The 13800-nt window shown below is 37.7% G+C and carries 15 protein-coding genes; 7 read left to right on the forward strand and 8 right to left on the reverse strand.

Annotation, left to right across the window (positions count from 1 at the left end):
• Positions 1–122 precede the first annotated feature (122 nt).
• From gpmI to B5440_RS14145, 6 genes are read left to right on the forward strand one after another with little or no spacing between them, the layout of a single operon-like run.
• Positions 123–1640 (forward strand): 2,3-bisphosphoglycerate-independent phosphoglycerate mutase, encoded by a 1518-nt coding sequence (gpmI, locus tag B5440_RS14120; RefSeq protein ID WP_070054644.1) that lies wholly within the window; start codon positions 123–125, stop codon positions 1638–1640.
• A 5-nt stretch (positions 1641–1645) separates the two neighbouring features.
• Complete coding sequence (locus B5440_RS14125) at positions 1646–2179, forward strand: thioredoxin family protein (protein WP_100970643.1); 534 nt, start codon at positions 1646–1648, stop codon at positions 2177–2179.
• Positions 2180–2224: 45 nt separating this feature from the next.
• On the forward strand, positions 2225–2632 hold the full coding sequence (locus B5440_RS14130) for a BT0820 family HAD-type phosphatase (RefSeq protein WP_070054625.1): 408 nt from the start codon (positions 2225–2227) through the stop codon (positions 2630–2632).
• A 9-nt stretch (positions 2633–2641) separates the two neighbouring features.
• Entirely contained in the window at positions 2642–3466 is an 825-nt protein-coding gene (gene map, locus B5440_RS14135; protein ID WP_070054626.1) for a type I methionyl aminopeptidase, read from the forward strand.
• On the forward strand, positions 3429–4013 hold the full coding sequence (locus B5440_RS14140) for an HNH endonuclease (protein WP_232756023.1): 585 nt from the start codon (positions 3429–3431) through the stop codon (positions 4011–4013). The genes map and B5440_RS14140 overlap by 38 nt, the downstream gene beginning before the upstream one ends.
• A gap of 15 nt (positions 4014–4028) precedes the next feature.
• Positions 4029–4796 carry a class I SAM-dependent methyltransferase gene (locus B5440_RS14145; RefSeq protein WP_070054627.1) on the forward strand — a complete coding sequence of 256 codons (768 nt, stop codon included), beginning with the start codon at positions 4029–4031 and terminating at the stop codon, positions 4794–4796.
• Here the strand turns inward: B5440_RS14145 and B5440_RS14150 are convergent.
• The 8 genes from B5440_RS14150 to B5440_RS14185 all read right to left on the reverse strand — a co-directional run bounded on the left by B5440_RS14150 (position 4793) and on the right by B5440_RS14185 (position 12348).
• Positions 4793–5806 (reverse strand): FAD:protein FMN transferase, encoded by a 1014-nt coding sequence (locus tag B5440_RS14150; protein ID WP_070054628.1) that lies wholly within the window; start codon positions 5804–5806, stop codon positions 4793–4795. The two genes, B5440_RS14145 and B5440_RS14150, sit on opposite strands and share 4 nt — an antisense overlap.
• Before the next feature lie 27 nt (positions 5807–5833).
• The gene (locus B5440_RS14155; protein WP_070054629.1) at positions 5834–6190 is read right to left on the reverse strand and encodes a Na(+)-translocating NADH-quinone reductase subunit F; all 357 of its coding nucleotides are present in this window, start codon (positions 6188–6190) and stop codon (positions 5834–5836) included.
• Between the two features lie 161 nt (positions 6191–6351).
• Positions 6352–7638, reverse strand: coding sequence for an NADH:ubiquinone reductase (Na(+)-transporting) subunit F (gene nqrF, locus B5440_RS14160; RefSeq protein WP_070054630.1), 1287 nt, complete (start codon positions 7636–7638; stop codon positions 6352–6354).
• A 16-nt stretch (positions 7639–7654) separates the two neighbouring features.
• Complete coding sequence (gene nqrE / locus B5440_RS14165) at positions 7655–8269, reverse strand: NADH:ubiquinone reductase (Na(+)-transporting) subunit E (RefSeq protein WP_070054631.1); 615 nt, start codon at positions 8267–8269, stop codon at positions 7655–7657.
• A gap of 29 nt (positions 8270–8298) precedes the next feature.
• Positions 8299–9045, reverse strand: coding sequence for an NADH:ubiquinone reductase (Na(+)-transporting) subunit D (locus B5440_RS14170; RefSeq protein WP_070054632.1), 747 nt, complete (start codon positions 9043–9045; stop codon positions 8299–8301).
• A 2-nt stretch (positions 9046–9047) separates the two neighbouring features.
• Positions 9048–9791: a Na(+)-translocating NADH-quinone reductase subunit C gene (locus B5440_RS14175; RefSeq protein ID WP_070054633.1), complete on the reverse strand. Its 744-nt coding sequence runs from the start codon at positions 9789–9791 to the stop codon at positions 9048–9050.
• 2 nt (positions 9792–9793) lie between these two features.
• Positions 9794–10990, reverse strand: a complete 1197-nt coding sequence (locus B5440_RS14180) for an NADH:ubiquinone reductase (Na(+)-transporting) subunit B (protein WP_070054634.1) — start codon at positions 10988–10990, stop codon at positions 9794–9796.
• Positions 10991–11004: 14 nt separating this feature from the next.
• On the reverse strand, positions 11005–12348 hold the full coding sequence (locus B5440_RS14185; RefSeq protein ID WP_070054635.1) for a Na(+)-translocating NADH-quinone reductase subunit A: 1344 nt from the start codon (positions 12346–12348) through the stop codon (positions 11005–11007).
• A gap of 171 nt (positions 12349–12519) precedes the next feature.
• Here B5440_RS14185 and B5440_RS14190 point away from each other — a divergent pair, with 171 nt between their 5' ends.
• Positions 12520–13773 carry a type IX secretion system plug protein gene (locus B5440_RS14190; protein ID WP_070054636.1) on the forward strand — a complete coding sequence of 418 codons (1254 nt, stop codon included), beginning with the start codon at positions 12520–12522 and terminating at the stop codon, positions 13771–13773.
• The last annotated feature ends 27 nt before the right edge of the window (positions 13774–13800 follow it).

The following is a 13800-nucleotide window of genomic DNA, read 5'->3' on the forward strand; positions in this document are numbered from 1 at the left end:
ATTTAATAGGGAAAACGCTACAAAAATAATCTTCTGCATTTAGATTTAATAAAACATTAGCGAGCGTGGATTTAGCATACCGGCAATTTGTTTTTATCTTTATGCCCAAATTAACTAATATTATGAATAAGAAAGTTCTACTAATGATTTTAGACGGATGGGGAATTACGCAAAACCCAGACGTTTCAGCTATAGCCAAAGCCAAAACTCCATTTATGGATAGTATCCTGGAGAAATATCCTCACGCCGAACTACGCACCGACGGGATGCAAGTTGGATTACCGGAAGGACAAATGGGAAATAGCGAAGTAGGACACATGAACCTTGGCGCCGGCCGCATTGTTTACCAGGATTTGGTAAAGATCAATATGGCGGTAGAAAAGAATACTTTAAAAGATGAACCCGTACTGGAAGAAGCTTTTAATTATGCAATAAAACATAATAAACCCATCCATTTTATGGGACTTTTGAGTGACGGGGGAGTACATTCTCACATCAATCACTTAAAAGGATTACTTTCGGCTGCGGAAGAATTTGGAGTAAAAGAAAAATATGTTCACGCTTTTACCGATGGCCGCGATGTAGACCCACATTCAGGAAAAGGTTTTGTTGAAGAGATCGAAAAACATCTAGAAAAAACCAATGGGAAACTCGCTTCGGTTATTGGGCGTTATTTCGCAATGGACCGTGATAAGCGCTGGGAAAGAGTTAAAAAAGCCTACGATCTTATTACAAAAGGCGAAGGTAAGAAAACCACCAACGCTGCTGAAGCCATTGCTGAAAGCTATAAAAACAATGTTAGCGATGAGTTTATAGAACCTATCGTAATGACCAATGATGCCGGGGAGCCGGTAGCTACCTTAAAAGAGAAGGAAGTAGTAATCTTCTTCAACTTTAGAACGGACCGTGGTAGACAGCTTACGCAGGCTTTAACCCAGGATGATTTTCCTGAATACAATATGAAGAAAATGCCGTTATATTATGTAACGGTAACTAAATACGACGATAGTTTTGAAGGCATTAATGTAGTTTTCAAAAAAGATAATATTAAGTCTACTCTTGGCGAAGTCCTGGAATATATGGGCAAAAAGCAAATTAGAATTGCTGAGACCGAAAAGTACCCGCACGTTACCTTTTTCTTTAGCGGTGGGCGTGAAAAACCTTTTAAAGGTGAAAGACGCTTAATGTGTAATTCACCAAAAGTAGCTACTTATGATCTTCAGCCGGAGATGAGTGCTTTTGAAATTAGAGATAAAATTATTCCAGAACTCAAAGACGAATCGGCTAATTTTATCTGCCTGAATTTCGCAAATCCGGATATGGTGGGTCACACCGGAGTATTTGACGCCGCAGTAAAGGCTTGCGAGACTGTAGATTCCTGCGCTAAAGACGTAGCTGAAGCTGCTCTGGAAAATGATTACTCGGTAATCGTAATTGCAGATCACGGGAACAGCGAAATTATGATTAACGAAGACGGTAGCCCAAACACGGCGCACACCACCAGTCCCGTACCTTTAATTCTATTAGATAAAGACGTAAAATCTATTAAAAGCGGTAAGCTTGGAAACATTGCTCCGACTATCCTGAAACTAATGGGTATCGAGCAGCCAGAAGTAATGACTGAAGACCCTTTAATTTAAATTAAATGATGAATAAGATATTGTTACTTTTTCTTGGAGTTTTTATAACTGCGGGAGAAGTTTCAGATGAAAAAGAGAAATTAGAAAATATAAATTCAGCAGAAATGCTTTTAGGTGAATTCACTAAAGCCGATTTGGAAAAATCTCCTCATTCGAGATGGTTTACTCCAGGTTATGAGAATTACAATCCTAAAGAAGAAGCTGTAAAAACCATAAAGGAAAATATAGATGATTACGAAATTCTTCTCTTTATGGGAACCTGGTGTGGCGATAGCCGTTACGAAGTTCCGAAGTTTTTCAAGCTATTAGATGTAGTAGATTTTAACAGAGAAAACCTTACAAGTATTGCCGTAAACTATGCTAAAAAAGCTCCGGGAGATCTAGACGAAAAGTATAAGATCCACCGGGTGCCTACCATTATCTTTATGAAAGATGGCGAGGAAGTAGACCGTTTTGTAGAATATTCTATAGAAAGTCTCGAAGAAGATATTGCTACAATAGTTGAAGGTAAAGAGTATAAAGATCCTTACTCCCAATAACAGGAACCTAAGGAGATATTCGGTTAATCTTGCTAATTTTGCCCTATGCCCAATACGTTAACCATAGCAGTAGATTTTGACGGAACTATTGTAGAAAATAAATTTCCTGAAATTGGAAAGCCAAAGCTTTTTGCTTTTGAAACGCTGGAAAAGCTTCAGGAAGATGGTCACAGACTTATTTTATGGACTTATAGAGCTGAAGATAAATTAGAAGAAGCAGTCAAATTTTGTGAAAAAAGAGGCATTAAATTTTACGCTGTAAATAAAAGTTATCCCGAAGAGGTTTTTGACGATGATATAAGTAGAAAGATCCTGGCCGATATTTTTATAGATGATAGAAATATTGGCGGAATGTGGGGTTGGGGTGAAATATACCAACGGTTAAAAGACCGATCTATAATAAGAGAACAGAAAAAAGAAAAGAAGAAATTCGGATTTTTAGGCCGATTTTAAATTACACATATGATAATTACCAAAAACCCTGAAGAAATTGAATTAATGCGTGAAAGCGCGCTAATTGTATCTAAAACCCTGGGAATGCTTGCGCCGCATATTAAACCCGGAGTAACTACTTTGGAGTTGGATAAAATGGCCGAAGAATTTATACGCGATCACGGCGCCGAACCTGGATTTTTAGGAATGTACGATTTTCCAAATTCACTTTGTATGAGTCCTAATGCTCAGGTGGTACATGGAATTCCAAACGACAAGCCTTTGCAGGAAGGGGATATTATCTCAATAGATTGTGGTGCTTTAAAAAATGGATTTTACGGAGACCACGCCTATACTTTTGAAGTTGGTGAAGTAAAACCAGAAGTAAAAGAACTTTTAAAAGTTACTAAAAAATCTCTTTACGAAGGAATAAGGGAATTTAAGCTCGGAAACCGGGTTGGAGATGTTGGCTATGCCATTCAAAAATACACCGAAGACAGAGGCTATGGTGTAGTAAGAGAATTAGTAGGTCATGGCCTTGGTGCTACTATGCACGAAGATCCTGAAATGCCTAATTATGGTAAACGTGGCAGAGGTAAAAAATTTGTAGAAGGAATGGTGGTAGCCATTGAACCTATGATAAACCTTGGAACAAAACGAATAAAACAATTGCCTGATGGCTGGACCATTCTAACCGCAGACAATAAGCCCAGCGCACATTTTGAACACGATATTGCGCTAGTAGACGGTAAACCACAACTTCTGTCTACCTTTGATTATATATATGAAGCTTTAGGAATTGAAAGTGATGAAGAAGATGAATTCAAAGCAAAAGTCTATGGTAAAGAGCTATAGAGGCGAAGTATGGAAAAGACTTCATAAAGAGGAATGGCAGGATCGTTTTGTATACGATGTTTCTAACTACGGAAGATTAATTAGTTATGTACAATATCCTGAAGGTGAATTAATAAATGGTGGCCGTACCAACGGTTATACCAGTTTTTCTCCCAGGCTGCAAAATGACAAGCATAAAGCCTATTATATGCACCGTATTGTTGCTGAATTATTTCTTGTGAAAAATGACGACGACAAATACGTGATCCATAAGAATTTTAAAAAAGATGATAATCGCGTAGAAAATCTCGCCTGGACTACCCAGGAAGAATGGGTACAACACCAGCATAATAGTCCTGGCGTTAAGGAGAACAAACGCAAAAGAAAACTGAGACGAGTAGTTACCTATTCTAAACTCACATACGCGCAGGCAGTAATTCTTAAAAAGAAACTTTTAGACCCTAACCGAAAAACAAGGATTAAAGTACTTGCCAAGCAATTTGGTGTTTCAGAAATGCAACTTTACCGTATAAAATCTGGTGAAAACTGGGGCGATATTAAAGTCTAGGACGAGCAATTCTTAATGAAAAAGCTTTTTAAAGTAGTTTTAAATACCGTTCCCCGCCCCTTGCTTATAAAAGTAAGTTATTGGGTTAAACCTTTCTTTAAATATGCGCTGCGCGGAAGTAAATACACCGATCCCATAGACGGGAAAAGCTTTTCTAAATTTTTACCCTACGGATATATTAACCAGCGGGAAAATGTACTCTCTCCTTCTACTCTTTCCCTGGAAAGGCATCGCTTACTTTGGTTATACTTAAAAAATGAAACCGATTTCTTTAGCAAGAACCTAAAAGTACTGCACTTTGCACCCGAACAGGCTTTTTATAAACGCTTTAGAAAGCTTAAAAACCTTGATTACACTACTACTGACCTTAATTCCCCTTTAGCCGATGTAAAGGCTGATATTTGTAATTTGCCTTTTAAAGAAAATGAATTCGACTTTATTCTTTGCAATCATGTTTTAGAACATATTCCGGATGACACTAAAGCGATGCACGAACTTTACCGAATTCTAAAACCCGGCGGCACGGCAATATTGCAAATTCCGCAGGATTTAAAGAGGGAAAATACTTTTGAGGATGATTCGATTACCGATAGAAAAGAACGGGAACGTATTTTTGGCCAGTACGATCACGTAAGAATATACGGCAGAGATTACTTTGATAAATTAAAAAGTATTGGTTTTAAGGTTGAAGAAGTTGATTACACCAATCAATTATCTACTGAAGAAATTGATAAATACCGTCTTGCAAAAGGGGAAGTTATTCCGGTTTGTTATAAGAATTAATCTTCCACTAAGGCTTCCTCAAATCCGTTTGAAGTAAACACCCGAATACTTTCCGCTTCATCTACATAAATTAAATACACATCTACATTATCCAGTTCTTCCAGCATTTCTAAGGATTTTTCGTAGCCTAAAGCCATAAAAGCGGTGGCGTAACCATCGGCAAGGGTGCAATTTTCAGCAAGTACAGATGCGCTGAGTAAATTGCTTTTTTCGGCTTTACCGTTTAAGGGATTTATAGTATGTACATAGCGGTTTCCTGTAACGCTGTCTAATCTGAATTTTCGGTAATTCCCTGAAGTTGCCATCGCGCGGTTCTTCAGCGCAAGCACGGTTTGTAAAGTTCGTTCTGCATCAGTTTGCTGCGGATTATCTATTGCCACCATCCAGGGCGATTCGCGCTCTATATTCTGTCCTTTGGCAACCAACTCGCCCCCAAGTTCTATCAGATAATTTTCAACGTTTTGCTTATCCAAATATTCAGCGATAACATCAATTGTATATCCCTTTGCTATAGCATTAAAATCGAGGTAGATATTTGGGTTTTCCTTCTGAATAGTATTACCGGCGGTTAATTTAACTTTTTCAAATCCCACCAGTTGCCTTATGGAATCTAAAACAGCTTCGCCTGGTTCATTTAAAGCTTTACCAGGGCCAAAACCATAGGCGTTGACTAAACTACCTACAGTGGGGTCAAAATAGCCATTGCTTTCTTTAAAAACCTGCTCAGAATATTTAAATACATGTTGAAAATGGACATCTACTTTTACATCTTCAGCTCCGGAATTTATCTGGGAGATATCAGAATCATCCTGATAAGTACTCATAGAAGTATTGATCACTTTAAAAATAGAATCTAAAGCCTTTTCAGTATTAAAGTCTTCGGAAGAAAAATATTTTACCTGGTAGGTAGTTCCAAGGGCATTTCCGGTATATGTGTTTGCCTGGGGGCCATCATTTTTACAGGAAATACTTAGTAAAACAAGAAAGAATAGTACAGTAATTTTTTTCATCTAATTATAAATATCAGTTTCAGGGAATTAAATTTCCTGCCAGCCTTCATAGTTCACCACGTATTCTTCCCCGTGCATAACGGGTTTTTCATAATCGGAAGAATTTGCAAGACCTACTCCGGCGTAAAATGTACGTGCCTTGAATTTAATGGCATGGTCTTTAATAGATCGCAGAAATGCCATATCATATTCTTTAGGATTATGTGGATATTCTATGGCGCGCACGATTACAAAGTGAAGTTTTTTGTCTTTTAAAGCAACGAACTGCGGATCCTTTTTTATCTCACTATTTACTCCAAGGAATTCGTAACCCTGTTCCTCCAGTTCTTTTCCTACAATATTCATTGCAAGGTTGTGTAGCTCCTGATCATTTAATTTCGCCATAGTGCAAAAATAAAAAAAGCTGTCTAAAAAGCCTTATTACCGTCAAGCTGAACTTGTTTCAGCTTCTAACATGTTTCAATTAAAAACATCCTAGATCCTGAAATAAATTCAGGATGACGAATTAAAAACTTCTTAGACAGCTTGTCTAAATTGTTTAATTCTTAACCTCCAAAATCATCAAACCTGATGTTTTCTGGTGGCATTCCATAGTCTTCACCCATTTTCTGAACGGCTTTGTTCATTAACGGCGGTCCACAGAAATACAATTCAATATCTTCTGGTTCTTCGTGATGACTTAAATAGTTATCTATTACAACCTGGTGAATAAAGCCAACAAATCCGTCTCCATCATCATCAAGACTTTTCTTCACTTTCCAGTTATCTTCTTCCATTGGCTCAGAAAGTGCAAGGTAGAATTTAAAGTTAGGGAAATCTCTTTCCAAAGCTCTAAAGTGCTCAATATAGAACAATTCTCTTTTTGAACGTCCACCATACCAGTAAGTAACTTTTCTACCGGTTTTAAGCGTACGGAACAAATGGTAAAGGTGAGAACGCATTGGCGCCATACCTGCACCACCACCAACGTAAAGCATTTCTGCTTCACTATGGTTAATAAAGAATTCACCATAAGGCCCTGAAATAATTACTTTATCTCCTTTTTTCCTTGAGAAAATATACGAAGAAGCAATACCAGGATTTACATCCATCCAGGTATCTTTTGATCTATCCCATGGCGGAGTAGCTACACGTACGTTAAGCATAATCTCGCGTCCTTCGGCAGGATAAGAAGCCATAGAGTAAGCACGCTCTACGGTTTCAGGATTTTTCATTACGAGTGGGCGAAGTTTAAACTTGTCCCATTCTTCTTCAAACATATCTGGAGTATCGTGTTCTTCAGGGTGAGCTGTGATATCCATATCACTAAATTTAACCTCACACTTAGGAATTTCGATCTGGATATAACCTCCAGCCTTATAATCCATATCTTCGGGAATTTCAACTACAAATTCCTTAATGAATGATGCTACGTTATAATTTCTTACTACGGTAGCTTCCCATTTCTTAATTCCGAAAACTTCTTCCGGAATAGTGATTTTCATATCTTCTTTCACCTTTACCTGGCAACCTAATCGCCATCCCTGTGCGATCTCTTTACGCGTAAAGTGTGGCTCCTCGGTTGGAAGAATGGCACCGCCACCTTCTTTTACGATACATTTACACTGCACGCAGGTTCCACCACCACCACAGGCAGAAGGTAAAAATAATTTATTGTCTCCCAGAGTTGAAAGTAAAGTTCCTCCAGAACCCACTTCCATATCTCTTTCTCCATTTACGTTAATGGTCACGGGTCCAGAAGGCGCTAATTTTGCCTTTGCTCCCAGTAACACAGAAACCAATATGAGTATTAATGCTAAAAATACTACTATACTTGCTATAATAACTGTCATAATCTTTCTTTTGCGATTATAATTTAATTCCCATAAAACTCATAAATCCTAACGCCATAAGCCCGGTGATAATAAATGTTATCCCCAAACCTTTTAATGGAGCAGGCACATTAGAGTAAGCTATTTTTTCACGAATAGCTGCAATACCAAGAATTGCCAGGAACCATCCAATTCCACTACCAAACCCGTAGGTTAGCGCTTCTGTTATAGCTCCAAAATCCTTTTGTTGCATAAAAAGTGATCCTCCAAGGATAGCACAGTTTACAGCAATAAGCGGTAAGAAAATACCAAGCGCACCGTATAGTGCAGGGGCAAATTTCTCAACGATCATCTCTACTAATTGTACCATAGATGCAATTACCGCAATAAACATGATAAAGCTTAAGAAGCTAAGGTCTACATTGGCATATTCTGCACCGAGCCACTGTAAAGCTCCCGGTCTTAACAAGTAGTTATCCAGCAAGTAGTTAATAGGCACGGTAATACTAAGTACAAAGATTACCGCAGCACCTAACCCAACAGCTGTTTTCACGGTTTTTGACACTGCTAAATAGGAACACATCCCTAAGAAGTAGGCAAAAATCATATTTTCTATGAAAATACTTCTAACAAATAAATTTATTAATTCCATAATTTAATTTTATTTAAGCTGTTGCGCTTTTAGTTCTCTTCTATCAGTTTACGGTTTCTGGCACGTTGTACCCAAATAAGCAAACCAACTACGATTAAGGCCATTGGGGAAAGCAACATTAAACCGTTGTTTTCATATCCAAAAGCATATAATCCTGTAGAGTCAGCTAAAGTGGCTCCTTTATGTCCTAAAACTTCAAATCCGAATAATTTTCCTGAACCTAAAAGCTCACGGAAAAATGCCACGATTACAAGTATTAAACCATATCCTGCGGCATTACCAACACCATCAAGGAAAGATTTGTAAACTCCGTTTCCTAAAGCAAAAGCTTCCAAACGTCCCATTACAATACAATTGGTAATAATAAGACCAATAAATACCGAAAGCTGTTTACTTACATCATAAGCATAAGCTTTAAGAACCTGGTCTACTAAAACCACCAGGGATGCTACTACTACCAGCTGTACAATAATCCTAATTCTACTTGGAATTAAGTTACGCAGCATAGAAACGATCATGTTACTAAAAGCCATAACCGCAACTACCGCGATAGCCATAACCACTGCCGGTTCTAATTGTACCGTAATTGCCAGTGCCGAACAAATACCCAATACCTGAACAGTAATAGGGTTATTATCGTCCAATGGATCTGACAATAATTTTCTATTGCCTTTAGAAAGGAAGTGCTCTTTTTCTTCTGAATTAGACAGAAAAAGGATCATTTCCTTCTTTTTGGCTTCTTTCTCTTCTGAAATATTTTTTTTCTCTGTAGCCATAATTACTTAGTTGCAACTTTAATTTCTGTTTGCTGTTTGAAGTAAGGCAGATAACGCTGAAGCCTTTCTGAAATCATATCAGATACTCCGTCTCCGGTAATTGTAGCTCCAGAAATAGCGTCTACCTTATTATCGCCTTTATCTGAAGGATCTATATCACCTTTTACCACAGATACACCAATTAGATTACCATTACTATCAAAGATCTTTTCGTTTTCAAAACTTTTTCTAAACCATTCTTTAGTGATCTCTGCACCAAGACCTGGAGTTTCCCCAAGGTGGTCAAAAGTGGCACCTTTAATAGTATTTACATCATCCCTTAAAGAAATGTAACCAAAGATCGCATTCCAAAGTCCATTACCTCTTAAAGGAACTATATAATATTTAGAACCTTCGTAATTAGCAATATATAAAGGATAGTTTTGATCTATAGGCTCTTTCTTAAGCTCCTTTGCCAAATCTACCGTAAAAGCATCTACGCCTTCTTTTACATTCCCCTCTTGATTTAAGGTTAATGCCTCGGTTATATATTGATTATAAAGCTCTTCTGCTCCTGCTCTATCGGTTTCAACACCAATAGTAGCCAGAATACTCTGCATCTTTTCCTGACGCACATTTTCTCTTTGAATAGGCTGAAGCGAGGTTGCTGTAAAAGCCAAGACAGAGGCTACAACCAACACCATAATCACCGCAAAAAGAAACGTATAGCCGTTACTGTTTGTTTTATTTACTGATTTTTCTTCCATAACTAAACTGCTGTTTTTACCTGTGTGGTAGCCGATTTAATTCTTTTCTTTCTACGTTTAATATTCGACTGAATAACGTAGTGATCTATCGTTGGCGCAAATACGTTCATAAGTAAGATACCAAGCATTACTCCTTCAGGATATGCCGGGTTAAAGACCCTGATCATTACTGAAAGGAAACCAATTAAAAATCCGTAGATCCATTTTCCTTTCATAGTTTGCGCGGCAGATACTGGATCTGTAGCCATAAATACAATACCAAAAGCAAGCCCACCAATAATAAGGTGACCGTACCATGGGAAGTTTGTAAGTTGATTACCCGTAAGACCCATTGAAGGCAATGCGTTGAAAATAAGTCCCATTACTGCTGCACCTATAAACGCACTCAATATAATTCTCCAGCTTCCTACCTTTGTTAAGATTAAAAGCAAGGCCCCTAAAAGAATAAAAAGTGTTGAAGTTTCTGCGACGGAGCCCGGAATAAATCCGTAGAACATATCCATCATACTGTAACTGGCATTCTCTCCTGCTGCCAAAGAACCAAGAATAGTTTCTCCAGAAATTGCATCTACACTGCTTGCTTCGCTAACCCAAACCTGGTTACCAGACATATAAGTAGGATACGCAAAAAAGGCAAATGCCCTTGCGGTAAGCGCAGGGTTAAGAATATTCATCCCTGTTCCTCCAAATGCTTCTTTACCAACAAGAACTGCAAATACTACAGATAATGCCAACATCCAAAGTGGAAAATCTATAGGCATAATCATTGGTATTAGCAATCCTGTCACCAAATATCCTTCGTTTACCTCGTGCCCTCTAAAGATAGCGAAAGCAAACTCAATTCCTAAACCAACCGCATAAGAAACAACGATCATAGGAACAATTTTTAATGCGCCGTGACCAATAGCTTCCCAAAAAGTAAATGCTTCAATGGTACCAGCATCTACAAGTTGAGTAAAATGTTGGTAACCTGCATTCCACATTCCGAAAATAAGCGCCGGAATAAGGGCAAGTACAACCGTGATCATGGTACGCTTTAAATCTACTGCGTCACGAATATGAGCTCCTTTTTGCGTGGTATGATTTGGGGTAAATAAGAAAGTATCTATTGCATTAACTGCAGGCGCATACTTTTCATATTTTTTACCAGGTGCAAAAGGCTCCTTTATTTTATCTAATCTTTGTCTAATCCATTCCATAATTCTACTGCTTTTTAACCTACTTCAGTAATCATTAAATCCAAACCAAGACGAATTACATCCTGAATCTCGATCTTGGATGTATTCACATATTCTACCAAAGCAAAATCTTCTGGAGCTACTTCATAGATCCCAAGATTTTCCATCTTTTCAATATCACCGGCCATACAGGCTTTAATAAGCTGCATTGGGTAAACATCCATAGGTAAAACCTCTTCCATTTCCCCGGTAACTACAAGCGCTCTTTCCTCACCATTTAAATTGGTAGTAGGTTTAAACTTCCTGTTTGGAAACAACCAGGATAAAGAAGTTCTTGAGTTTGAATGAATATTATTATAAGTGAATGGTAACCAACCAAAGGCTCTATAATTGTTTCCTTCCGGAAGAAGCGTTACTTCGTTAGAAAAGAAACTCACGTGTTGATCGTAAGCTAATTTTAAACCGGTAAGCACATTTCCTGAAACGATACGCACATCTTCATCAACTTTTTGAATAAGATCTGAAACCTCAGCTCCAATTTTTGTTGAAAAATACTTGCGGTTAGTAGCTTCACTACCTGTTACTGCAACAGTTTTATCGGCAATATAATTTCCCGTAAGGAAAAGATTTCCAATAATCGTTACATCTTCAGGATTCACAGTCCAAACTCTATCACCCTGATTAACAGGATCTATTTTATGAATTTGAACCCCAACATTTCCTGCAGGGTGTGGCCCTTTTACGGTATGAAGTTCCACTCCTTTAATATCCTTTAAATATTGTGCCGAGCTAGCATCTACACCCAGGTGTACTTTACCCGGAGTAAGTTTTTTTAGCGCGTTTATTCCTTCCTGAAAAGCAGCTAGCTTATCTTTCAAAATAAAACCCCAGTCTGGAGCTAGTGGCGCCGTACTTACTGCAGAAATAAAGATAGCTTTTGGCGTATCTTTAGGATCGGCTATAATATCGTAAGGCCGTTGATTAATAAATGCACCACAACCACTTTCTAAAATGCGTTGTTTTACAGCTTCAGCATCAGAAGAAGCAGCGTCCATTTTTCCAAAATCTCTGTAAGTGTCTTCAGGATCGGCCTCTATAATCACTTCCATGATCTTACGCTTTTCCCCTCGCTTAATGTACTTAAGCACCCCACTTACAGGGCTGGTAAAACGTATTTCATCAGTGTATTTTGAAAAGAAAAGTTCATCACCGGCAAGGACTTTAGCCCCTTCTTTTAAAACCATTTTTGGTACCAATGCGTGAAAATCTGGCGGTTTGATTGCGTAGGTCTTAGACCTTGGAGCTTTTACAAGCTCTTTTTCCGCCTCCCCTTCTAATTTTAGAGATAATCCTCTTTTAATTCGAATGTCTTTTGACATAGGATGGAGTGTATGTTAAAAATTTTTTGTTTTGAGTCGTGCAAATTTAGGAATTTTAAGCACACTTTTCCCAAGAAACCAAAGATTTTTAAGCATTTAAAACTGTTAAAATGAAATGTTAAAAATTATGGAATAAGAATTGTAATTACATTTGTCCAGATTCTATTTGTAATGAAAAAACTTTTCACCCTCTTACTCTTTTCTATTTCATCGCTCGTATTGACCGCCCAGGTTGCAAAAGAAACACTCGCCCCAAATTATATAAGAAGTATTCAGCTCTCTGGAAACACAGAAAACAACTATGGAAATCCTTTTTTGCAACTGGGGGAACCATTAATATTAAAGTTTGATGATATAATTGGAGACGAAGCCGATTACTATTACACCATAGAACATTATAATTACGACTGGACACCTACCCAGCTAGCTAAAACTGAATATTTAATTGGTTTTGATGATATTAGGATCTTTAATTATTTAAATTCTTACAACACGCTTCAACCCTTTTCTCACTACGAGCTTAAAATACCTAACGAAGATACCGGCGGTTTTAGAGTAAGTGGAAATTATATGATCAATATTTTTAATTCTGAGAAAGAACTGGTTTTTTCCCGAAAATTTATGGTTTATGAAAATATAGCCCAGGCCAGGATTAACCTAAGACGCTCCAGGGATCTTAAATATATAAATGAAAAACAAGTTGTGAATTTCACGATTGAATCTCCTAATTTAATATTGAAAAATCCCGAAAACAACGTTAAGGTGCTAATCACCAAAAATCACAACCTAAAAACGGGTATAAAAAACATTGAGCCTCAATACAACATTGGCAACGACCTGGTTTATCGCTATGATGCCGAAACAGCATTTTGGGGTGGCAACGAATACCTTCAGTTTGACAATAAGGAATTAAGAGCCTCTACTGCCGATATTAGTTCGGTTGCTTTAAAAGATCTATACCACCACTATTTATTTACAGATCGCACCCGTGCCAATGAGCCCTACACTTATAATCCCGATATAAACGGACAATTTCTAATAAGGAGTTTACCTGCAGAAAACCCATCGATAGAAGCTGAATATGTTTGGGTTCATTTTCAACTTCAGAATTATTCAGAATTAAATGGAGGGGAAGTTCATATTTATGGAGCATTCAATAATTTTAATTTAGATGAAAGCACCCGTCTCAATTACAATGAAAATTCCGATCTTTATGAAGGTGCAAGGCTATTTAAACAAGGATTTTATAATTATAAATATGTACTAAAACGTCCCGACGGAACGATCGATGAAGGTTTTTTTAGCGGAAATTTTGATGAAACCGAAAATTCCTACCAGGTTTTGATTTATTACCGAAGTCCGGGTGCCAGATATGACCGATTAATTGGAATAGGCACCGGAAATTCAACAAATATCAGCAACTAACTAAGAGTCTAACCAACTCCTTCTAAA

Source organism: Salegentibacter salarius (assembly GCF_900168265.1).
GTDB lineage: Bacteria > Bacteroidota > Bacteroidia > Flavobacteriales > Flavobacteriaceae > Salegentibacter > Salegentibacter salarius.